The sequence below is a fragment of the Kitasatospora sp. NPDC097691 genome (assembly GCF_040302665.1).
GTDB lineage: Bacteria > Actinomycetota > Actinomycetes > Streptomycetales > Streptomycetaceae > Kitasatospora.
Genome location: NZ_JBEORY010000004.1, coordinates 160,581 through 182,025, shown reverse-complemented (window position 1 = coordinate 182,025; position 21,445 = coordinate 160,581). Strand labels below are relative to the sequence as shown.

The following is a 21,445-nucleotide window of genomic DNA, read 5'->3' as shown; positions in this document are numbered from 1 at the left end:
TGGTGTGACGTGGATAACTCGTCGGCGGTCGAGGAGTCTGTAGAACCTGTTCCAGTCTCGCGCTGCTTCGGCGGACTGTCAGTCCCTTCACCTAGCGTGCTCGCCATGACGCAATCCGCACACGCGTACGCCTATCTGCGCCCGTCGGCCGTCCTGGACGGAGCCGACGGCCGGCACCTCGACCTGGCCACCTCGGGCGGCGCCACCCCGCTCGGCGCGGCCGCCAACCCGCGCTTCTTCGCGGGCTTCCTGGCCGATCCCGCGCCGGCCGCCGCCGCGCTGCTCGCGGTCGCGGACGTCGCCGCCGCGCGCTACCACCAGCCGCAGCTGCGGGCCTCGCTCGACCCGGTGGTGACGGCCAACGGGGACCGGCTGCGCTTCGAGTCCTTCTCCGGCTGCTGCGGTGTCTACGCCCGGCTCGACGTGCTGCAGGCCGGGCTGGACGGCGACGAGATCGGGCACGGCACCACCAACGTGGACGTCAACAACCCGCTGCGCGAGGCGCTGACCAGGATCGGCCCCGCCGACCCGCTGCACCTCGCCGTCGGGCCGGACGCGCTGGAGGTCACGAGCTTCGACGGCCCGCTGGTCGAGAAGAAGGTGCCGCTGCCGGAGCGGTGGCTGCGCGGCTTCGCCGAGACCCAGGTCGTCGCGGCCGGCTTCGAGCTGCGCGCCGAGCTGCCCGCGGCGGAGGCGGTGAGGTTCCTGCGCTCGCTGCCGCGCGGTGGGCGCGGCGGCGTCGGCTGGGTCGTCCCGGCCGGCCGGTCGCTGCGGCCGACCACCCGCCCGGTGCCCGGCGCGATCTGCCTGCCCGGGCCCGAGCGGCTGGTGGCGCTGCAGAGGGTGCTGCGACACGCGCTCGCCCTGCGGGTCTACGGGCCGGTGGCCGCCGGCGAGCCCACCGCCTCCGCCTGGGAGGCGGTGCTGCCCGGCATGCGGCTCACCCTGACGCTGTCGCCCGATGCCTCCCGGGGCTTCTCCGGCGAGGGCGGGGTCCTGGACGCGCTCGCCACCGGTACGGCCGAGCAGGACGCAGAGCTGGTGTCGGTGCTGCTCGCGTGGGAGCCGCGGATCGAGGTCGGGGACCTGGCCGAGCAGTCCGGTCTGAGCCCCGAGCGGGTGCGCGCCGCGCTCACCCGGCTCGGCACCGCCGGGCAGATCGGCTACGACACCGCCGAGGCCGCGTACTTCCACCGTCAGCTCCCCTACGAGGCCGGGCGCGCCGAGGCCGCCAACCCGCGGCTGCGGGCGGCCCGGGCGCTGGTCGAGGCGGGAGCGGTGCGGATGGAGGAGGGCGGCACGACGGCCGTGGTCACGGTGGACGACCACATCCAGCGGGTGCGGACGGACGAGGCGGGGCGGACCGGCTGCACCTGCCTGTGGTGGGGCAAGTACCGCGGCGGGCGCGGGCCGTGCAAGCACGTGCTGGCGGTCGCGATGGTGCGGGAGGCGGGAGCGTGAGCACGGTGCGGGGCATCGGGCGCGTGAGCGCGGTGGAGGACGCGGTGGCGGGTGTGGTGCCGGTGCCGGTGCCGGTCGTGGAACTGTGCGCGGCCGTCCGGAGCGGGTCCGTCGAGGTGATACCGGACCTGCTGGCCGGGCTGGACCGGGCGCAGCGGCGGGACTGCCTGATCGCGCTCAAGGAGCTGCGCAAGGAGCTCCGTGACGACTGGTCGCACACGGCGGTCGAGGCCAAGGGAGCACTGCTGGTGGCCGGGGCCGGCTGCCACACGGGCCCGGCGGCCGCCGCCGCCTGGCTCGCCGGCAGCGACTTCACGTCCCGGGAGTGGGCCCAGTATCCCGAACTGCACGCGGTCGTCGAGGCACGGCCGCAGGAGTGGCAGATCGAGGTGGCCACCCGGCTGGCCGCCCGGCCCGCGCGGGCCGTGGGCTGGTCGATGTACCGGCTCGTCGAGGCGGTGGTCCGGCGTACCGGCTGCGAGGTGCCGCGCAGCGAGGCCTTCGTCCGGGACTGGCTGGAGTGCGCCCTCGACCTTGGCGGCCCGCGTCCGACGCTGGCCGAGAAGCTCCGCACGGACACCTTCACTCCGGCGCTGCTCCCCGTGGTGTTCGAACTGGCCGACGTCGGCCACTCGTTGACGTCCCGGCTGAGCCCGCGCCCCGGCGACGTCTGGACGGAGGCGATCGGGGAGCTGGCCGCGGCCGGTGTGGTGGACCGCGGGACGGCGATCGACCGCTGCGTGGCCCGACTGCTGCGCGGCGGCAAGCCGGCCGACCAGCGGGCCTTCCTGGAGGTGCTGCGGGCACTCGCCCCCACGCCCGAGGAGTACGCGGCCCGGGTGCGGGACGTGGTGGCGCTGCTGGACGGGCTGTCGGTGATCGCCGGGCACGCGCAGGAGGTCCTCGCGGAGCTGGACGAGGCCGGGCTGATCGAGCCCGAGGTGCTCTACGAGGCCTCGGCGGTGCTGCTGTTCCGGACGGAGAAGAAGCTGGTGCGCGCCCAGCTGGGCCGGCTCGAGCGGGCCGCCCGGCACGCGCCCGAGCGCTCCGGGCCGGTGGTGCTCGCGGCGGCCCAGGCCTTCGGCCACGCTGACCCGGCCGTCCAGGAGCGCGCGCTGAACGTGGTGGCCCGTCACCTCGGGGCGGCGGGCGGGGCGGTGCTGCCGGAGCTGCGGTTCGCGGCCGAGGCGCTGAACCCGGTCCACCACCGCCGGGCGGGCGAGCTGTTCGGCGCACCTGTCGGAGGCGGTGAGGGCGCCGATCCGGCCACCGGGTGGAACGAAGCCCTCCCGCCCGTCCCGCGGCCGAGCCCGCTCGGCGCGCCGGTCGCCTCGGCTGCCGAGCTGGCGGAGGAGCTGTCCGCCCTGCTCGCGTCCCGCGAGCCCGGCGTCGTGGCCTTCGAACGGGTGCTGGACGGGCTCGTCCGGCAGGCGCACCTCGACCGGGCCGCGCTGATCGAGGCGCTGGAGCCGGTTCGCCGCGAGCACCCGTGGAGCGGCACCGGCCGGTGGGGGGACTGCGTGCCCCGGGACGTCCTGTTCGTGGTGGCCGCGGTGGCGGGCGAGACACCGCCGCGGCGGCTCTGGGACGCCCTGAGCGGACGGGGCGGCTCCCCGCTGCGCGGCGCGCACGTCACCGTCCACGGCGCCGTCCTCGCCGCCCGACTGGAGGAGGCGGCCTGGCAGGTGACCGCGACCAGGCCGCCGTACCTGCTGGCCACCCCGACGGACGCCACCGGCTCGCTGGACGCCGCCGTGCTGGTCGAGCGGCTCGCCGGGTACGAGGCGGTGGGCGTCACGCCGGGGCAGCTCGACCTGTCCGCCGCCCTGCTGCGGGTCGGTGTGCACACGGACGAGGCGGTGGCGAAGGCGGCGGACGCGCTCACCTCCCCGGCCGGACGCCGGCTGGCGCACTGGCTGCGCACCGGCGGACTGCCCGGACAGCCGTCCGAGCGGGTGGTGTTCGCTCCCGGCCGGGGTGTGCGGCGCACCGACGTCTACGGGGACCGCTGGTGGGAGGACGTCCAGCGGACCGCCGTCGCCCAGCCGGGCATCGGCGCCGGGCCGGGCGGGCCGGAGGGCGAGCGGCTCCCGGCCGAGCTGCGGGCCCTGCTGGACGGCACCGAGCCCAGCGTCGCCCGCGCCCGCAGGGTGTACGAGTGGAGCGGGCGGCCGATCGCCCACTGGTTCGCGATGCTCCCCTGGCACCGGGAGGAGCTGGCCGCGCGCTGGCTCGACCCCTTCGCTGCGGGCGCCGACCGGGACGAACGCGGCGCCGGCCGTCACCTGCCGCTGCTCGCCGAGTCCGGCGGCCCGGCCGGGCCGGCGCTGCACCTCGCGCTGGCGTACGGCCTGGGCGCCCGGCACGCCGAGGACCGGACGGCGGCGGTGGACGCCCTGCTGGTGCTCGCCGCGCGCGGGGACCTCGACGGCGACCTGCTCGGGCGCGAGCTGGGCGGGCTGGTGGCCTGCGGCACGGTCCTGGCCACCCGGCTGGGCGCGGCGCTCACCATGGCGGCGGAGACCGGTGCCCGTGCGACGGTGTGGTCGGTGCTCGGTCCGGCGCTGCCGGGCCTGTTGGACGAGGCCGATTCGTCCGTCCGGGGGCTCGGCGACCTGGTCGCGCTGGCCGCCGACTGCGCCCGGCGTACCGGGGCACGCGGGCCGCTGGCCGAGGTGACGGCGGTGGCGGGGCGCGCCGGGTCGAGCCGGGTGGTCAGGGAGGCCCGGGCACTGCGCGACGTCCTCGCGGGGTGAGGGCGGCGATGGCGGCTGGCGGCTGACAGGCGACAGACGACAGACGACAGACGACAGCGAACAGATTTCAGCGAACAGATGTTGAAATCTGTTCGCTGAAAGTTGTCGACTGAAATCCGTCTGCCGAACCCTGTCAGCCGGTCAGCTGAACTCCGTGACCTGTTCGCGCGTCGCGGCCGTCTTCGCAGCCGTTCCCGCGGCCGTCCCCGCTCCCGCCTCCGCCCCTGCCACAGCCGCCCGCTCGCCGGTCGGCGGTTCGCTGTCACGCGGGGCGGCGACGGCGCGCCACCAGAGGCGCAGGGCGGGCGGGTCGGCGGGCTCGAAAGGCTTGCCGGGCCGGGGCATCGCGAGGCGGGCGCCGAGCGCCTGGGCGGCGGTGACCACCCGCTCGGCGGGCTCCTCCCACGGGTGCAGCGCGAGGTTGAAGGTGCACCAGTGGATCGGCAGCAGCAGTTCGCCGCCGAGGTCCAGGTGCGCCCGGACGCCCTCCTCGGGCGTCATGTGCACCTCGGGCCAGAAGTCGCTGTACGCGCCGACCTGCACCATCGTCGCGTCGAACGGGCCGAGCCGGCGGCCGATCTCGGCGAAGCCCGGGAAGTAGCCGGTGTCCCCGCTGTGGAAGATCCGGTGCCTGCCGCCGGCCACCACCCAGGAGGCCCACAGGAACAGGGTGCTGGTGCGCGGGCCGCGGCTGCAGTAGTGCCGGGCGGGCGTGGCGGTCAGGGTGAGTCCGGCGACCTCGGCGGACTCCCACCAGTCCAGCTCGACGATCCGCCCGGCCGGCACGCCCCAGTGCTCCAGGTGTGCCCCGACCCCGAGCGGTACGGCGAACACGGCCTCCGTCCCGATCAGTGCCCGGATGGTGGCCATGTCCAGGTGGTCGTAGTGGTCGTGGGAGACCACGACCACGTCCACCGGCCCGAGTTCGGACAGTGGCAGCGGCACCGGGTGCAGCCGCTTGGGGCCGGTCCAGCCGAACGGGGAGCAGCGTTCGCCCCAGACGGGGTCGAGCAGCACGCGCCGTCCGTCGATCTCGGCGAGCACGGTGGCGTGGCCCAGCCAGGTCAGCCGCAGCCCGGTCTCCGGGGGCGTGGCCAGGTCGCCCGGGAGCAGCCGGTGCACGGGTACGGCGGCGGTCGGGGCCCGTCGGGTCTTGTCCCCGGTCAGCTGGGCGCGGGTGATCTCCAGCGGGCTGCGCTCGTACACCAGGCGGCGGGTCGGTACCGGGTTGCGGAAGGCGCCGTCGGCGAACTGCGGGGAGCGGCGGATCCGGGCCAGCCGCTCGCCCCGGGGCTCGGCGCCGAACGCGTCGGTCCGCACCCGGTGCCAGGCGGCCCGGGGCAGCCCGGCCAGTCCGGGGACGGCGCGGTCGGCGGCGGGGCCGGCGGAGGGCGGGGCGAACTGCGAGGACAGACCGGCGAGGCGGGAGAACCAGGGGACGGGGCGGGGCACGGCTCCTCCAAGGACGGTCACGGCGACCGGGCATGCCGGGGCGCGCACCGCGGTGCCGGCCGGGGCACGGCCGGGGTCACGGCCGGCGGCCTGGGCCACTGCGGTGCGACAACCATCTCGTCGGAGGTTACTCGCCGTGGGCCGTCCGGACCTGGTGGAGGGCCCGGCGCGGTCCAATCGGCGTACCCGGGCGGGCTCGGGTGGGCTCGGGCGTACCCGGGTGGGCTCGGGCGTACCCGGGCGGGCTCGGGTGGTGCCGACGGCCTGACCCGGGCCCGACCCGGTCGCCGGCGACCGATTCCGTGCGGTCAGGCGTAGAAGCGCGTGATCGTCTCCGCGACGCAGTGCGGCTTGGCACTGCGCTCACTCGTGATGGTGAAACGCACCACGGCCTGGACGCCGCCCGGCACCTCGGTCGCCGAGAGCAGCTCGGCGGTGGCCCGGATCGCCGTGCCCACCGGCACCGGGGCCGGGAAGCGGACCTTCTCCGAGCCGTAGTTCAGGGCCATCCGCACGCCCTCGACGGCGTAGCACTCCTTCGCCAGCACCGGGATCATCGACTGGGTCAGGTACCCGTGCGCGATGGTCGAGCCGAACTGGCTCTCCTTGGCCCGCTCCGGGTCCACGTGGATCCACTGGTGGTCGCCGGTCGCCTCGGCGAACAGGTCGATCTGCCGCTGCTCGATGGTGTGCCACTCGCTGGTGCCCAGCTCGGTGCCGACGGCGGCGGTGAGTTCGGCGAGGGAGGCGAAGGTCGTCACGGTGCGCTCCTGGAGGGGGACGGGCCCGCGGAGGGGCCAGGACGCCGGAAGCGTATGCCTACCCACCGGTATCTGTCAGGAGCCCGAGCCCGGAACCGGGCCTGCGGGCCACGGGCCCACGGGCCGCAGGCCACGGTCGCCCGGCCGCTCAGGGCCGCAGCGCGGCGCGCCCCACCGCGCCCAGCCCGGTCGGGAACAGCCGCCGACCGCTCACCAGTTCCGGCACCAGGGCGACGAACAGCGGCTCCGGGTCGCCCACCCACGGCCGCAGGCCGGACCGCAGCACCCGCCGCACCTGGTCGGGATCGCGCACCACGTCGGCCCGCCCGTGCACCAGCACGCTCCACCCGGTGCGGGTGACCGGGTCCAGCAGATCGGCCTGGAAGGCCACCACTGTGCCGTCGAGCCCGCGCGCGGTGGCACTTCCCCGGCGCACCGCGAGCACCAGCCGCCCGTCCAGGACCTCGAACGAGACCGGCAGGACGGCCGGCAGTGCGTGCTCGGTGTACACCACGCGCCCGACGGGCACGGTGCTGAGCAGCCGCAGGCACTCGGCCTCGCTCAGGGTCTCCACACGGTCCTCACGCTCCATGCGTCCGATCGTCCTCGGTCGGCGCGTGCGTCGATAGGGCCCATGGTCCCTGAGCGGGCGGGCCGGGAGCCCCGTCGGCGGCCGCCCGGGCGATAGCCTGCCCGGCGGCGGAACGGTCACGCGAACCGGAAGCGGTGACGCGAACGGTGGCCCGCCGCGCAGCGCGGCGGGCGGACCGCAGTGAGGGCGGCGGCCCCGGGTGCGCCGGGGCCGGCCAGGAGGGGGAACCGATGGCGGGCGGGGTCGATCTGGTGGTGATCGGGGCGGACGGCGGGCCCGACCGGGCCTTCGGGGGTGCGGCGCTCGCACCGGACGGCGCCCGGCTGCTCGCCGAGGTGCTGCCCGGGATGTGCTTCGACACCGGCGCGGCGGGCTGTCGGGTCGTCACGGCGCCGCCGGACGCGGACGCCAACGCGATGCTCACCGCTGTCCGGGACGCGGCCCAGCACCGCGGTCGCTGGTTGGTGGTCTGCCTGGTCGGCCAGCTGGTGGCCGATCCGCGCGGGCGCCGGCTCGCCCTGGTCACCGGCGGCAGCACCCCCGACAACGCCTACCGCAGGGGCCTCGCCTGGGACTGGGTGGTCAGCGCGATGGTGCACGGGGACCACGAGGAGGCGCTGCTGCTGATCGACGCGGTGGCCGACCGGGACACCTGGTCGGCCCTGGAGCGCGGCGGCGAGGACAGCGCGGGCGAACTGCTGGGCTACTCGCGCGTCCCGCTGTGGGGCCGGATCGGCCGCTACACCGCGGGCAGACGCGGCCGGGACGCCGTACTGCCGGGCGGTGAGGGCTCGTTCAGCCGGTCCCTGACCACCGTCCTGCGCCAAGGTGTCCCGGGGGCCCCCGCGGCCGTCGCCCCGCTCGATCTCCAGCCTGCCGTGGCGGCGCTGACGGACGGGGGAGAGTCGGCCGGTAGTTCGGGTGCGCCGGGCGCGCGCCTGCTCGTTCCGCCGCACGGCGGACGCCTGTTGATGCGCAATCGGGCCGCGGTTCGGGGCGCATTGGCCGGATTGTCGCTTTCCGAAGAACTGTTGGCCGTTCTGTGGCGGGAAAGTGCCCCGACGGAACCGCCTTCCGCGTAAGGTCAGGGGGCCTGAGGTGTTGCCGTGATGGGGTGGGTTGGCGAAGAATCGATCCCCAGCGGAAAGACCGGCGGGACAGCGGAATTGTTCTGGCGGCCGTGGATCACGGACCGGGTCGGTCGCGACGAGGTGGGGCAATGCGGCAGCGCGGAAATGTGTTGCGCCCTGGGGCGGTTGGGGTCGGTGGGGCGGTTCTGGCGTTGCTGCTCGGCGCTTGTGCGGGTGGTGGTTCCGGCGGTTCCGTCGATCACCTCGGGTCGGCGGCGCCCACCGTTGCGGGAGTGGTCCCGGTAACTCCTTCGAGTGGTTCCTCAAACGCCTCGATCGCGCCGACCGACGGCCCGGAAGGGGCGATGGGGCGGGCTGCGCTGAGGGCGTATCAGGATTGGTGGCAGGCCCAGGCCGAGCTCTTCGGGCGATCGGATTCGGACGGTTACGCGCTGGAGCAGTACTCCTCGGGGCGCGCCCTGTCCGACGCCCTCGACGGTCTCCGGCAACTCCACGACGCCAAAGTGGTGATGACCGGAACACCGCGCAATTCTCCGGTGGTCAAGTCCGTGGGACTGAAAGCCGATCCGCAAACCGCCGTGATCGAGGACTGCGTCGATCTGACGGGCTGGCATCGCGTCGACGCCGTCACCGGGGCCGCAAAGGATCCGGCCCAGCGCCTGAACAGGTATGTCGCGACCGCGTCGCTGCGACTGTTCCAAGCACATTGGCTGATCTACGAGTTCAAGCGGGAGGTGGACCGGACATGCTGAACGTGCGGAAACCGGCCCGGCGGTTCGCGGTCGTCGCGTCGCTGTCGGCCGGTGTGCTGCTGTCCTCGGCGGTGACGGCGACGGCGGACGAACCACCGAGCGGCGGCGCCGAGCAGTGTTTCCCGAACGTGATCTGCGCGGGCGCCAATTCCGGTGGAAAGACCCCCGCACCCGGCTCGACGAAGCCGAGCGGCGGCGGGGGAGGCGGCGGTTCGGACAGCGGTCCGCAGCTCTGCAGCTACCACGGGGTCCCGTGGGCCTGCTACGACCCGCAGTGGGGCTGGTTCGACAGCGGTGTGGGCTGCTACTTCCGCGAGTTGGACGATCCGCCGGCGGCGGGCGACCCGGCCTGGGAGAACCACGACCCGAAGGACGGCGCGCTCTACTCGAAGGTCTGTCCGCAGACGGGTGGGGGCCAGGACGGCGCCCAGATCGTCTTCCTGGCCAACGCGCCGGGCGGCGCGGCGACCGCGCTGGACGATTCCAGGGCCGTCGAGGAGGCGAAGCGGAACGTCGCCTTCGGGCAGCCGGTGGGCCGGGTGGCGCCCGGCGGCACGGCGGTGGTCAACTCGCCGGTGTGGCTCTGGGCGGACAACGCCGCGACGCCCCCGCCGGGGACGGCGGCGGTGCGCGGCATCTCGGTCACCGTCACCCCCAAGCTGGTCGAGTCGTACTGGGACTTCGACAACGGCCTCACGACCACCTGTGCGACGGCCGGAACGCCGTACGACCCCAAGTACGGCGCGGCCCCGTCCCCGGACTGCGGTTTCGTGTTCAAGACCGCGTCCGGCAAGCAGAAGGACGGCGTGTACACCGCGACGGTGACGATGAAGTGGGAAGCCACCGTCGTCGTCGTCGGGGGGCCGAACCCGCGGACCTTCAAGATCCCCATGAAGCAGACCAGTCCGCTCTTCACGCTCCGGGTCGCCGAGGTACAGGTCCTCAACTGACGCTGCCACCAGGGCGATTCGACTACTGACGAGCCAGAGACGAACGAGGGAAGGGCGGAACCCGGTGGAGAACCGTACATTCGCGACGCCGGGATCCGGCACACCCGCGGGCGCCGGGGCGTCCGTGGCGCTCCCGGAGCAGCAGGAGCAGGGCGGTGCTCCGGGCAAGGGCCGGGGGCGGGCGGCGCCGCACGCGCCCGCGCGGACCATGCGGGCCAGGCGGCGGCGCCCGGCGGTGCTGGCGATGGCGGTCGCGCTGATCGCGGCCGGCGGGCTGGGCGGGGCCGTCCTCTACAACAGCACCGGCCAGCGGGTCGCGGTGCTGGCCCTCGCCCGGGACGTGCCGTGGGGTCAGGTGATCACCGAGGACGACCTCGTGGTGGCCCGGATCGCGGGCGACCCGGCGCTGCACCCGGTGTCGGCCCAGGACCGGACGAAGGCGATCGGCATGCGTGCCGCCACCGACCTCAAGCGCGGCGCCATGCTCACCAGCGGGGACCTGGCCCAGGGCCTCACCGTGCAGCCCGGGCAGATCGTGGTCGGGGTGTCGGCCAGGCGCAGTCAGCTGCCCGCCGGCCGGCTCCAGCCGGGGGTGCAGCTGGTCGTGGTCTACACGCCCGACAACGGCCGGGCCGACTCGCTGCCCGCGACGGTGATCACCGTCGGCCGGGCGGACACCGACGGCAGCCAGGTGATCGACGTCGCGGTCGGTACGGCCGACGGGCCACGGCTGGCGCAGTGGGTGGCGAGTGGACGGATCCAGGTGCTGCTGGCTCCGCGCGGAACCGCGGCCGGTGGCGCCGCGGCCGGTGGTGGGGCGGCCGGTGGTGGGGCGCCGAGCCCGGCGCCGAGCGGCACCCCCGCCGCGGGTGCGCCTTCCGCCGGTGCGCCGGCCGGGGGTACGCCGGCCGCCGGGGCCGGTGCGCCCGGAGCCACGAGCGCGACCGGGGGCGCCTGATGGCGGTGATCGCCGTGGTCGGCGGCCCGGGCGCGCCCGGCGCGACCACGACCGCGCTGGCGCTGCTGCTGGCCTGGCCGCTCCAGGCCGGTCGGCGGATCCTGCTGGTCGAGGCCGACCCGGACGGCGGCGCCGTGCTCGCGGGCGCCCTGGAGGGCCGGGTCGAGGCGGTGTACGGGCTGCGCAACCTGGCCGTCGCCGACCGGCGCGGGCTGCTCGCGCAGACCATCTGGGAGCAGCTGATCGACCTCTCGCCCGACGGCGACGCCGAGCGCCTGTTGCTGCCCGGCCTGACCGACCCCACCCAGGCCCCCGGCCTCGCCTACACCTGGGAGCCGCTCGCCGAGCTGCTGCACGGCATCGAGCAGCAGGGCTACGACGTCATCGTGGACCTCGGCCGCTCCGGCGCCACCGGCGCGAGCGCGGTGCTGGCCCGCCGGGCGGACGTGGTGGCGGTGACGGTGCGGACCACGCTGCGCGGGCTGAGCGCGGTCCGGCCCCGGCTGTCCGCCCTGGTCGAGGACCTGGCCTCCGCCGGCACCGGGTCGGACGCGCTCGGGTTGATGCTGGTCGCCGAGGGGCCGTACACCCGGGCGGAGGTGTCGCGCGAACTCGGGCTGCCGGTGCTCGGCGTGCTGCCGCACGCCACCCGGACCGCGAAGGTGCTCTCCGACGGCGGCGACACCACCGACCGGCGGTTCATCCGCTCCGAGCTGATGCGGACGGCGCGGTCGGCGGCGGACGAGGTGCAGCTGCTGGTCCGGCGCAGACGGCAGCGGCTCGCGCCGAACTCCGCCCCCGGGTCGGTGTCCGCTCAGGCAGCACCGGCCCTCCCGACGGCGCCCGCTCCGGCAGCGGGCGCCCCGGCGGTCGGCGCTCCGCTGACGGCCGCGGTGCCGACCCCGGTGGTGCCGACCCCGGTGGTGCCCGCGCCGCCGGTGCCGACCCAGCCGATGCCGACACCCGCCCCGGGCACGTACGGCCAGGGCGCGTACGGACAGACCACCTACGGGCAGGCCGGGTACGGGCAGTCGGCCTACGCGCCGCCGACCCACGGCGCGGCTGCGTACGGCACGCCGGCATACGGTCAGGCCGGGTACGGGCAGTCGCCCTTCGGCCCGGAGGAGACCGAGCCGCCGTCGTACACGCCGCCGCAGCCCGTCCCGCCGGTGATCACCACCGGTCCGGTGGCGCCGCTGGCCGGGTTGGCGCCGCAGCCGGCCGCTCCGGCGCCGTTCCCGGCGCACGTGCAGTCGCCCCAGCGGGCCGATCCCGACGACCAGTACCCGCTTCAGCAACCGGTGGTGACGGATGGTCAGGTACAGGTGAACGGGCAGTACCCGCACAATCCCGGGGAGGTGCTCCGTGCGCGGTAGCCCCCTGCACCAGATCCCCGCGACCGACCCGGCCGCGCTGCCCTGGAACACACCGGCGCCCACACCGACGCCCGCGCCGGCGGCCGTGCAGGCGCCCGCCGCCGCGACCGGCCCGGTCGCGCCGCAGCCCGTCGTGCCCGGTCCGGTCGCCCCCGGCGCGGCCGCGCCCACCGCCGTCCCCGCCCAGCTGCCCTCGCTGGACGTGCGCGGCGCCGCCACCCGGCCGGCCGTCGACCCGCAGGTCGCCCGGGAGCTCAAGCGTCAGGTCGCGGCCGAACTGCACCAGCAGATCAGCAGGTTGACCACCGCCTCCGGCGCCGAGCCGGACCGCGCCACCCGCCGCCAGCGCGGCCGGGCGCTGATCGAGGAGTCCGTCGCCCGCTGGTCCGACGCCTACGCGCAGACCCACGGCATCCCGCCCACCCGGGAGCAGGACCGCGCCCTCGCCGAGGCCGTCTTCGACCTGCTCTTCCGGGCCGGGCGGCTCCAGCCCTACCTGGACGACCCGGAGATCGAGAACATCCTGATCAACGGCTGTGACGACGTCTGGGTCTCCAAGGTGCACCAACCCCTGCGCCAGGTCCCGCCGGTGGCCGACAGCGACGCCGAACTCATCGAGCTGCTGCAGGACCTGGCCCGCCAGCACGGCGGCGGCGAGCGCAGCCTGTCCACCGCCAGCCCGACCCTCGCGCTGCGGCTGGAGGGCGGCATGCGCCTGCAGGCGCTCACCGAGGTGACGCCCCGCCCGTACGTGGCGATCCGGCGCCACCGGGTGGCCTCCGCGACGCTGCCCGAGATGGTCGAACTCGGCACCCTGGACGACACCTTGGCCGCCTTCCTGGCCGCCGCGATCCGGGCCCGGAAGAACGTGATGATCACCGGCACCCAGGGCGTCGGCAAGACCAGCCTGCTGCGCGCCATGGCCGCCGAGATCCCGCCGGACGAGCGGATCGGCACCCTGGAGTCGGAGTTCGAGCTCTGGCTGCACACCCTCGGCCACCTGCGCCAGGTCGTCCCGATGGAGGCCCGCGAGGGCAACGGCGAACGCGTCGAGGGGCGAATGGCCGGGGAGTTGACGATCGGCGACCTCATCCCGGCCGCGCTGCGCATGACGCTCTCGCGCATCATCGTCGGCGAGGTCCGATCCGGCGAGGTCGTGCCGATGCTCCGCGTGATGACCAACGGCGAGGGCGGCTCGATGTGCACCCTGCACGCCCGCGGCCCGCACATGGTGGTCGACCGCATCGCCGAACTCTGCCTGGAGTACGGCTCGCACATGACCGACTCGCTCGCCTACCGGCTCACCGCCAACGCCCTGGACCTCATCGTGCACGTCACCATGGTCGACGAGACCGCCGTCGGCGGCCGCCGGCACCGCTTCGTCTCCCACGTCCTGGAGGTCACCGGCCTCGGCGAGAGCGGCCGGCCCGCGCTGAACACCGTCTTCGGGCCCCGGCCGGACCTCGGCGAGCCGCGGGCCGTTCCGCACACCCCGCCGCAGTGCCTGGACGACCTGCGCCGCGCCGGCTTCGACGCCGGCCTGCTCGGTTCCCGGTACGGGAGTTGGGCCACCCCGCTGCAGCTGCGGATCGGCGGTGGCGCGCGGTGATGCTGCTGTTCGCCCTGTGCGGGCTGGCGGTCGCGGGCGGCCTGGTCGCCCTGGTGGCCTGGGCCCGCGGCAGCGAGCCCGCCGACGAGGACACGGCCCCCCGGACCAACCCGCTCACCGGGCGCGCCCACGTGTTCTGGTACGGAGCCCCCGGGGCGGCCCCGGCCCGGATGGTGCGGCTGCGCCGGGTCCAGCTGCCGCTCGCGCTCGTCGGCGCGCCGCTGGCCTGGCTGTTCACCGGGATCCCGCTGGCCGCGCTGCTGGTGCCGCTGGCCGTCTTCGGCCTGCCCTGGCTGTTCGACACGACCCGCCCGGACACCCACCGGATCGAGCGGCTGGAGGCGCTGTCCGAGTGGACCCAGCGGATCGCCGACGTGCTGCTGCTCGGCGTCGGCCTCAACCAGGCCATCGTCACCAGCCGCCGCACCGCCCCCGCCGCCCTGGAGGACGAGGTCGGCGAGCTGGCCGCCCGGCTGCAGGCCCGCTGGCGGCCCGAGGAGGCGCTGCACGCCTTCGCCGACAGCCTGGCCGACGCCACCGCCGACAAGGTGCTCGCCGCGCTCGTGCTGCGCGCCGGGGACAGCGGCCCCGGCCTGGCCCGCACGCTGTCCGACATGGCCGACTCGGTCCGCGAGGAGGTCCGCCAGCGCCGCGCCATCGAGGCGGACCGGGCCAAGCACCGGACCACCATCCGCTGGCTGGTCGGCATCATCGTGCTGGTCGTCACCGTCGGCTCCTTCAACACCGAGTACACCCGGCCGTACGGCACCGTCCTCGGCCAGCTGGTCCTCGCCGTGGTCGCCGCCCTGTTCGTGGCGATCATCGCCTGGATGCGGGCGCTGGCCTCCCACCCGCCGGTGCCCCGGCTGCTCACGCCGGACCGGCGCAGCAGGAGCGGGCTGCGGCCGGGCGCGCAGGTGCGCGAGCAGGAGCCGACCGAGCAGCTCGGGGAGGTCCGGTGATCTCCCCCTGGTCCGTGCTGGCCGGTGCCGTCGCGGCCGGCGGCGTCGCCCTACTGGTCGCCGAACTGCGGCCGGCGCCCCCGGACCTGCGCCAGGCGCTGGACCGGCTGCACGCCGTCCCCGCCGACCGCGCGCAGGACCCGGACGAACGGCCGCGCTGGTACGACCGGATCGGCGAGCGGTCCGTCCGGCTGCGCGGGGTCTCCGTCCCGCGCCGCGAACTCGCCCTGATCGGCCGCACCCCGGCCCGGTTCATGGTGCACAAGCTGCTGTTCGCCGCGCTCGGCCTGGTGCTGCCCGCGTACCTGGGCGCGATGGCCGTGCTGATGGACATCGGCCTGCCCTTCGCGCTGCCGCTGGTCGCCGGGCCGCTGCTGGCCGGCCTGCTGTGGTTCGTCCCGGACGCCGTCGTGCGCGGCGAGGCCAAGGAGGCGCGCACCGAGTACCTGCACGGCATCGCCGCCTACCTGGAGCTCGTCGCGCTGGAGCGGGCCGCCGACTGCGGCCCCGCCGAGGCGCTGCGCCGGGCCGCCTCGGTCGGCCAGGGCGCGGTGTTCCGGCGGATCCGCGACGCACTGGAGCGCGCGGCCACCGACCGGCTCCCGCCGTGGGCCGGACTCGACGCGCTGGCCGAGGAGTTGGGCCTCACTCCACTGCAGGACGTGGCCGACATCATGCGGCTGTCCGGTACCGACGGTGCCGCCGTGTACGACACCCTGCGGGCCCGCGCCAAGGGCCTGCGCGGCGAACTGCTCGCCGAGGACCTCGCCAGGGCCAACGCCGACAGCGAGCGGATGGTCGCGCCGGGGGCCGCCCTGACGCTGCTGATGACCGTCCTGATCGTTTTCCCCGCGCTCCACCAGATGCTCAACTGATCGACCGGCCCGAGCGGCTGACACCACACCACATCACGGAGAACCCGATGAACGTTCGACTCGCCGACCTGGCAGGCCGGGTACTGCGCCCCGTGCTGCTGCCCGTGCAGTTCGCCCTGCTGCTGTTCACACTGCGGCTGGGCCGGCTGAGGGCCGCCCGCGCGCGCGGCGACCGCGGCGCCATCAGCATCGAACTAGCCCTCGCCATCATCGCGTTGGTCTTCGTCGCGGGCGCCGTCGCGACCGCGCTCTACCTGCTGAAGGACAAGGTCGTCCAGAAGGTCCAGCAGGACCCGAACATGCCGGGCGGTGCCGGCGGTGCGGGCGGAGCCACCAAGGGATGAAGCGCCCCATCCGTCGTGGCGACCGGGGGTCGATGAGCGTCAGTCTCGCCATCGTCTTCCCGGTCGTCCTGCTGCTCCTGCTGCTCACCGTCCAGGCCGGGCTGATCTGGTTCGACCGGCAGGTCGCGCTGACCGCGGCCCGCGAGGGCGTGGACGCCGGGCGGGTGCAGGGGAACGCGACGGACGAGCAGAAGAACGCCGCGGCGGTGCGGCAGGCCCGGGACTTCCTGGAGCGGCAGGGGGCGCACGGGTACGAGGTGAGGACCGACGGCAGCTCGGCCACCACCATCCGCGTCACCGTCGAGCTGACGCCGCCGCTGCTGATACCCGGGCTCTCGGCGCCCGTCATCCGGCAGTTCGCCGAGGCGCCGCGGGAGCGCTTCGTGCCGCCGGTGGTGAAGCCGTGAGCCGGCGGCTCCCGGTACTGCGCCGGTGGCGACGGCTGCGGCGGGACGGGGGCGGGGTCGCGATCGAGGCGGCGATCGTCGCCCCGGCGGTGGTAGGGCTGGTCCTGGTGGCCATCGCCGCCGGGCGGGTGCAGACCGCGGCCGGCACCGTCGAGGCCGCCGCCCGCGCCGGAGCCCGGACCGCCTCGCTGCAGCGCGATCCGGACGTGGTGGAGGCGCAGGCCAAGGAGTCCGCCCTGGCGACGCTGGGCCAGCAGGGCGTGGTCTGCCGGAACAGGGACGTCCGCGTCGAGGCCGGGCAGTTGAAGGTGCCGGACGGCACCGTCCGGACCGTCAAGGTCACGGTGGTCTGCGACGTCGAACTGGCCGACCTGGTCGGCGGACCGTCCGGGGTGCCCGTGACGAAGCACCTCGTCGGAGAGTTCACCTCGGTGGTGGACCGTTACCGGGGCGCATGAGGGCGCGCGCCGCCACCACCGGCAGAACGGGGGATTGGAGGCGGCCCGTGCGGGGGAGACGCAAGCGGAGAGCGCTCGGGGGATGACACAACGGTACCGAGTGGCACCCGGTGGGGGCCGGTGGGGAGAGCGACGTGCGGATCGGGGGGAGGGGATGCGGGTGTTGAGCCGTCTGCGGCGAGCTGCCTGGGCGCGACGGTCCGACCGGGGCGCGGTGGCCCTCTTCGTGGCGATCTGCGCGGCCTACGTCGTGCTCGTCATCGCCCTGGTGATCGACGCGGGCGGCCGACTGCGGGTCGCCGAACGCACCGACGCCTACGCCCAGGAGGCCGCGCGGGTCGGCGGACAACAGCTCGACCAGGCCGCCGTGCTGCAGGGGAAGGGCTTCAAGGTCCAGGAGCAGTACGTGCGGGACGCCGCCGACGCCTACCTCGGCCTGTACGGCCTGAAGGCCGGCGGCATCGAGTTCTCCGGTGACGGCAAGGTCGTCACCGTCACCGTGCAGGCCGACTACCGGCCGGTCCTGCTGGGCGCCCTCGGGGAGCGGAAGGTAACGGGCAAGGGCAGTGCGACCCTCGTCCACGGAGTCGAGAAAGCGGAGACCGACTGATGGCCGCGCCACGTGCCAAGGACCAGGCCCGAACCGCCCAGGACCGGGCCCGGACCGCCCGGGCCCGCAACGGCCGGGCCGGGGCCGCGCATCGAGGCGGCGGGGGCGCGCGACGGCCCGGCGCCCAGGCGCCCCGACCGCCGCGCGGACGCGGCCGCGGGGGCGCCCTGATCACGGCGGTCGCCGCGCTGGTCACCCTGCTCGTCCTGCTGGTCGGCGTCCCCGCGCTGCTGCTGTACGGCACCCACGCGGTCGCCGGGATGGGCGAGGTGGCGCCGGGCGGCGTGGGCGAGGCGCTCACCAGTCCGGACGACGGACGGCTGTTCCTGTGGGCGTTGGTGGTGGTCGGCTGGCTCGCCTGGGCGTGCTTCGCCTTCTCCGTCCTGCTGGAGATCCCCGCCCAGCTGCGCGGCCGGATCGCCCGCCGGATCCCGGCGTTCGGCTGGAGCCAGCGCCTCGCGGCCGGACTGGTGGGCTCGGTGCTCGCCCTGCTGCCGGTGGCCGGCTCGGCCTTCGCAGCCGTTCCCGAACTGGCCCACACCCCCGCCGTCCAGGCCCAGTTGACCCCCGGCGTGCAGCGCGCCGCGCTCCCCGCCGTGCAGTCCGCACCCGCGCTCGCGCCCGCCGCCGAGCAGCAGCCCACCTACACGGTGCGGGACAGCCGGCCGGCCGACAGCCTGTGGTCCATCGCCGAACGCCAACTTGGTTCGGGAGAAAGGTGGGTGGAGATCGCCAGGCTCAACGACGGCCGGGCGATGGACGATTCGGGTACCCGCTTCGACGCCGACCGGCCGATTCAGCCGGGCTGGGAACTGCTGATGCCGGCGGATGCCAAGCCGGACGAGGCGAAGAGCCCGACCCCGGCACCCGTCCCCGCTCCCTCGGGCGGCGCGGCACAGGGGACTCCCCAGGCGACTCCGCAGGGGACGACACCGCAGGCCGGCACGGAGCCGGGGGCGGGCGCGAACGGGCAGCGGACCGTCACCGTGCAGTCCGGGGACAGCCTGTCGGCCATCGCCCAGCGGGAGTTGGGGGACGGCGAGGAGTGGCCGAAGCTCTTCGAGGCGAACAAGGGGGTGCAGGCCCCGGACGGGGAGCAGCTGACCGACCCGGACGTGGTGGTGCCGGGGATGGTGCTCACGGTGCCGGGGGCGGCCGCCACACCGGCGCCGGCTCCCGCTCCGGCGCCCGCTCCTGCGCCTGCGCCCGCTCCTGCTCCGACGCCCGCCCCGGCCCCCGCACCTTCGCAGGGCGCCCCGCAGTCGGCCCCGGCGCCGACGCACGCGCCCACCCACGCGCCCGCCCCCGCCGCACACGCCGACCCGGCCCCCAGCGACGACTACACCATCGCCCTCACGGCCTCCACCGTCGGCGTCCTGCTCGCCGCCATCATGATCGGAACCGTCGCCCACAAGCGCGGCACCCAGCAGCGCGCCCGCCGCCCCCGGCACCGCATCGCGATGCCCGCCGTCGAGGCCGCCGCCTTCGAGAACGAGCTGATGGCCCGGCAGGACCAGGCCGGCCTGGAACTGCTGGACCGCGCCCTGCGCACCCTGGCCCGCAACACCGTGCGCGGCGGCAAGCGCCTGCCCGCCATCGTCGCCGCCCGGATCACCCCCGGCCACACCGTCGAGCTGCACCTGTCCGGCCCGGCCACCCCGATCGCGCCGTTCCGCGCCGCGCACGCCGCCAACGTCTGGTGGTGCAGCGCCGACTCCGGCGACATGCTCAGCGCCGCGCAGGCCCGCAAGACCGCCGCTCCGTATCCCGCGCTGGTCACCCTCGGCACCTCGCCCGACGGTTCGGTGGTCCTCGCCGACCTGGAGGCCGTCCGGCTGCTCCACCTCTCCGGCCACCCGGACGACGCCCGCGACGTGCTGCGCACCCTCGCCATCGAGCTCGCCCACAGTCCGCTCGCCGACCGGCTCCACCTGCACCTGGTCGACCTCGCCGAGGAGGTGCCGATCAGCGGCCCGGCCGCCGAACGCGTGCACCGCCACCCCACCCTGGAGGCGGCGCTCGCCGCCCTCGGCCCGCGCACCGCCAAGGCCCGTGCCACCCTGGTCGCCGCCGAGGCCGCCAGCCCGCGCGACGCCCGCAGCCGGGGCCAGGCCGACGAGGCGTGGACCCCCGAGATCGTGCTCTGCGCGCAGCAGCCCGGCGGCGAGATCCCCGCCGAACTCGGCCGGCTGCTCGACGGCCGCCCGCGCACCTGCGTCGCCGTCATCACCCGCGCCCCGGAGCGCGGCACCGGGCCGGTGGCCCGCTGGACGCTCCCCACCTCCGGCCAGGCCGCCATCCCCGGACTGCACCTCACCGTCGAGCTGCAGCGGCTCAGCGGACGGCAGTACGACCAGGTCGCCGAGCTGCTCCGGGCCGCCGACGACACCACCCAGCACCCCGCCCCGTCCTGGACCCTGGACGGTCCGGAGGACACCGACACCACCGAACTGCCCGCCGCCGTACCGGTGCTGGCCGCCGTCGGGGCCTCGGGCGGTGCGGACGAGAGCGGTACGGACGCGGCCGCCGGACCGCGGCTGCTCGCCCGGGTCATCGGTACCGGCGCCAGCCCGTTCGCGGGCACGGACCCGGTGACGCCCGCTCCGGCGCCGGTCCCGGCCGGTGCGTCGGGTGGTGCGTCGGGTGGTGCGGCCGGCGGTGCGACGTCGGGCGGTCCGGCGTCAGGCGGTGCGGTTCCCGGCGGTTCGAGTGCGGTTCCGGCCGGTCCGGCCCGGTTCGCGGTCAACGGGCAGGGGCGGCAGGCCGCGGGCGACGAGGCGACCCGGGATCTGCGGCGGCCGAGCGCGTCCGAGGTCGAGGAGGCCGAGCAGGCCGCCGCGGGGGGCGCCGACGGTGCCGTGGAAGCGGTGGACACCCCGACGGCCGTGCTCGCCGTCGTGCCGGTGGTTCCGGTCGTGCCGGTGGTTCCGACCGGTACGGGGGCCGGCGCGCCGGAGCCGGGGCCGGACGAGGAAGCGGTGCGGTCCGCGGAGCCGACCCCCGAGGCCGAGGCCGAGGGCGATGACCAAGCCGAGGCCGGGGCCGGAGTTCGGTCCGGGGCCGTGGAGACAGAGGAAGCCCAAGCCGGCGCCACCGAGCCCGCCGTGGCCCCCGTCGTCGCGCCCGGTCCGGCCGCGGAGCCCGGACCCGCCGCGGTCGCCCCCGTCGCCCGGACCACGCCCGGCCGCAGCGACAGCGACGACCTGCTCGCCATCCTCCGCTCCCCGGAGGCGCACGCCCAGCGCAACGCACCGCGGATCCGGCTGCTCGGCCCGGTGGACGTCGCGGGCGTGCTCGGCACCGCCGAACCCGGCGCACTGCCCCGGCTCACCGAGCTCGCCGTCTATCTCGCGCTGCGCCCCGGTTCCGACCACCACGCCCTCGACCACGACCTGCACCCCGGCGCCGCGCACCTCGATCCGCACCCCACCACGGCCGACGCGAGGAGTCCGCTGCCGGGCAAACTCGTCGACCTGGCCGCCTGGTTCGGCACTTCGCCCGAGGGTCGCGCCTTCCTGCCCACCGACACCGCCGACGGCTACTCCTTCGCCCCGGCGGTCACCTGCGACTGGGACGAGTTCCGCAGCCTCTACCGGCGGGGCATGCGCAGCACCAGTGCCACCGCCGATGCCGCCCTGGCCCACGCGCTCGCCCTGGTCCGCGGCGCCCCGTTCGCCGAGGCCCCGCCCGCCTCGTACGGCTGGGCCGAGGCCGAGCGCCAGGACATGATCGCGGCGATCGTCGACACCGCCCACGAACTGGCCGCCCGCCGCCTGCAGTACGGCGACCACCGCAGCGCCGAGGCGGCGGTCTTCCGCGGCCTCGCGGTGGCCCCGGACGTCGAGCTCCTGCACCGGGACCTGTTCTACGCCTACGCCTCGGCCGGTGCCCGCGACCAGCTCCTGCGCGCCGTCAACCGGCTGGACGCCCTCAGTCGCCGCACCGGCCGCGATCTCGACTCCGACACCGTCGCCCTGCTGCGGGACCTGCTCGCCGGGTCCTGAGGGCTTGTGTCGCGGGTGGGAACCGTC

General features: G+C 75.7%; 18 protein-coding genes. 15 read left to right on the top strand and 3 right to left on the bottom strand.

What is annotated here, in order from left to right; genetic code table 11:
* The first annotated feature begins 105 nt into the window (after positions 1-105).
* Both ABTY56_RS04765 and ABTY56_RS04760 read left to right on the top strand, forming a co-directional pair.
* A complete protein-coding gene (locus tag ABTY56_RS04765; protein WP_350626553.1) occupies positions 106-1,461 on the top strand; it encodes an SWIM zinc finger family protein in 1,356 nt (451 codons plus the stop codon).
* On the top strand, positions 1,458-4,217 hold the full coding sequence (locus ABTY56_RS04760) for a DUF7824 domain-containing protein (RefSeq protein WP_350626551.1): 2,760 nt from the start codon (positions 1,458-1,460) through the stop codon (positions 4,215-4,217). Before ABTY56_RS04765 ends, ABTY56_RS04760 begins: the two co-directional genes overlap by 4 nt.
* A 141-nt stretch (positions 4,218-4,358) precedes the next feature.
* Here ABTY56_RS04760 and ABTY56_RS04755 read toward each other — a convergent pair whose 3' ends face one another.
* The 3 genes from ABTY56_RS04755 to ABTY56_RS04745 form a co-directional block, all read right to left on the bottom strand.
* A complete protein-coding gene (locus ABTY56_RS04755) occupies positions 4,359-5,570 on the bottom strand; it encodes an MBL fold metallo-hydrolase (RefSeq protein ID WP_350626657.1) in 1,212 nt (403 codons plus the stop codon).
* A gap of 407 nt (positions 5,571-5,977) precedes the next feature.
* A complete protein-coding gene (locus ABTY56_RS04750) occupies positions 5,978-6,430 on the bottom strand; it encodes a MaoC family dehydratase (RefSeq protein ID WP_350626549.1) in 453 nt (150 codons plus the stop codon).
* A gap of 148 nt (positions 6,431-6,578) precedes the next feature.
* Positions 6,579-7,022, bottom strand: coding sequence for a pyridoxamine 5'-phosphate oxidase family protein (locus tag ABTY56_RS04745; RefSeq protein ID WP_350626547.1), 444 nt, complete (start codon positions 7,020-7,022; stop codon positions 6,579-6,581).
* A gap of 230 nt (positions 7,023-7,252) precedes the next feature.
* On the opposite strand from ABTY56_RS04745, the gene ABTY56_RS04740 reads away from it, so the two are divergent.
* From ABTY56_RS04740 to ABTY56_RS04680, 13 genes are all read left to right on the top strand, one after another.
* On the top strand, positions 7,253-8,104 hold the full coding sequence (locus ABTY56_RS04740; RefSeq protein ID WP_350626545.1) for a hypothetical protein: 852 nt from the start codon (positions 7,253-7,255) through the stop codon (positions 8,102-8,104).
* 137 nt (positions 8,105-8,241) lie between these two features.
* A complete protein-coding gene (locus ABTY56_RS04735) occupies positions 8,242-8,865 on the top strand; it encodes a hypothetical protein (protein WP_350626543.1) in 624 nt (207 codons plus the stop codon).
* On the top strand, positions 8,859-9,815 hold the full coding sequence (locus ABTY56_RS04730) for a hypothetical protein (protein WP_350626541.1): 957 nt from the start codon (positions 8,859-8,861) through the stop codon (positions 9,813-9,815). Before ABTY56_RS04735 ends, ABTY56_RS04730 begins: the two co-directional genes overlap by 7 nt.
* A 64-nt stretch (positions 9,816-9,879) precedes the next feature.
* A complete protein-coding gene (locus tag ABTY56_RS04725; RefSeq protein ID WP_350626539.1) occupies positions 9,880-10,773 on the top strand; it encodes an SAF domain-containing protein in 894 nt (297 codons plus the stop codon).
* A complete protein-coding gene (locus ABTY56_RS04720) occupies positions 10,773-12,149 on the top strand; it encodes a CpaE-like family protein (RefSeq protein WP_350626537.1) in 1,377 nt (458 codons plus the stop codon). The genes ABTY56_RS04725 and ABTY56_RS04720 overlap by 1 nt, the downstream gene beginning before the upstream one ends.
* Positions 12,139-13,758 carry a TadA family conjugal transfer-associated ATPase gene (locus tag ABTY56_RS04715; protein ID WP_350626535.1) on the top strand — a complete coding sequence of 540 codons (1,620 nt, stop codon included), beginning with the start codon at positions 12,139-12,141 and terminating at the stop codon, positions 13,756-13,758. The genes ABTY56_RS04720 and ABTY56_RS04715 overlap by 11 nt, the downstream gene beginning before the upstream one ends.
* Positions 13,758-14,720 carry a type II secretion system F family protein gene (locus ABTY56_RS04710; RefSeq protein WP_350626533.1) on the top strand — a complete coding sequence of 321 codons (963 nt, stop codon included), beginning with the start codon at positions 13,758-13,760 and terminating at the stop codon, positions 14,718-14,720. The genes ABTY56_RS04715 and ABTY56_RS04710 overlap by 1 nt, the downstream gene beginning before the upstream one ends.
* Positions 14,717-15,595: a hypothetical protein gene (locus ABTY56_RS04705; protein WP_350626531.1), complete on the top strand. Its 879-nt coding sequence runs from the start codon at positions 14,717-14,719 to the stop codon at positions 15,593-15,595. Before ABTY56_RS04710 ends, ABTY56_RS04705 begins: the two co-directional genes overlap by 4 nt.
* Before the next feature lie 47 nt (positions 15,596-15,642).
* A complete protein-coding gene (locus ABTY56_RS04700) occupies positions 15,643-15,939 on the top strand; it encodes a hypothetical protein (protein WP_350626529.1) in 297 nt (98 codons plus the stop codon).
* 32 nt (positions 15,940-15,971) lie between these two features.
* A complete protein-coding gene (locus ABTY56_RS04695; protein ID WP_350626527.1) occupies positions 15,972-16,346 on the top strand; it encodes a TadE/TadG family type IV pilus assembly protein in 375 nt (124 codons plus the stop codon).
* The gene (locus ABTY56_RS04690) at positions 16,343-16,804 is read left to right on the top strand and encodes a TadE/TadG family type IV pilus assembly protein (RefSeq protein WP_350626525.1); all 462 of its coding nucleotides are present in this window, start codon (positions 16,343-16,345) and stop codon (positions 16,802-16,804) included. The genes ABTY56_RS04695 and ABTY56_RS04690 overlap by 4 nt, the downstream gene beginning before the upstream one ends.
* 214 nt (positions 16,805-17,018) lie before the next feature.
* Positions 17,019-17,414 carry a hypothetical protein gene (locus ABTY56_RS04685; protein WP_350626523.1) on the top strand — a complete coding sequence of 132 codons (396 nt, stop codon included), beginning with the start codon at positions 17,019-17,021 and terminating at the stop codon, positions 17,412-17,414.
* Positions 17,414-21,418 carry a LysM peptidoglycan-binding domain-containing protein gene (locus tag ABTY56_RS04680; RefSeq protein ID WP_350626521.1) on the top strand — a complete coding sequence of 1,335 codons (4,005 nt, stop codon included), beginning with the start codon at positions 17,414-17,416 and terminating at the stop codon, positions 21,416-21,418. Before ABTY56_RS04685 ends, ABTY56_RS04680 begins: the two co-directional genes overlap by 1 nt.
* Positions 21,419-21,445 lie beyond the last annotated feature (27 nt).

Coding starts and splice junctions, on each gene's coding strand:
- ABTY56_RS04680 (WP_350626521.1), top strand. CDS start 17,414: ATGGCCGCGCCACGTGCCAAGGACCAGGCCCGAACCGCCCAGGACCGG.
- ABTY56_RS04745 (WP_350626547.1), bottom strand. CDS start 7,022: ATGGAGCGTGAGGACCGTGTGGAGACCCTGAGCGAGGCCGAGTGCCTG.
- ABTY56_RS04735 (WP_350626543.1), top strand. CDS start 8,242: ATGCGGCAGCGCGGAAATGTGTTGCGCCCTGGGGCGGTTGGGGTCGGT.
- ABTY56_RS04700 (WP_350626529.1), top strand. CDS start 15,643: ATGAACGTTCGACTCGCCGACCTGGCAGGCCGGGTACTGCGCCCCGTG.
- ABTY56_RS04740 (WP_350626545.1), top strand. CDS start 7,253: ATGGCGGGCGGGGTCGATCTGGTGGTGATCGGGGCGGACGGCGGGCCC.
- ABTY56_RS04695 (WP_350626527.1), top strand. CDS start 15,972: ATGAGCGTCAGTCTCGCCATCGTCTTCCCGGTCGTCCTGCTGCTCCTG.
- ABTY56_RS04730 (WP_350626541.1), top strand. CDS start 8,859: ATGCTGAACGTGCGGAAACCGGCCCGGCGGTTCGCGGTCGTCGCGTCG.
- ABTY56_RS04710 (WP_350626533.1), top strand. CDS start 13,758: ATGCTGCTGTTCGCCCTGTGCGGGCTGGCGGTCGCGGGCGGCCTGGTC.
- ABTY56_RS04720 (WP_350626537.1), top strand. CDS start 10,773: ATGGCGGTGATCGCCGTGGTCGGCGGCCCGGGCGCGCCCGGCGCGACC.
- ABTY56_RS04765 (WP_350626553.1), top strand. CDS start 106: ATGACGCAATCCGCACACGCGTACGCCTATCTGCGCCCGTCGGCCGTC.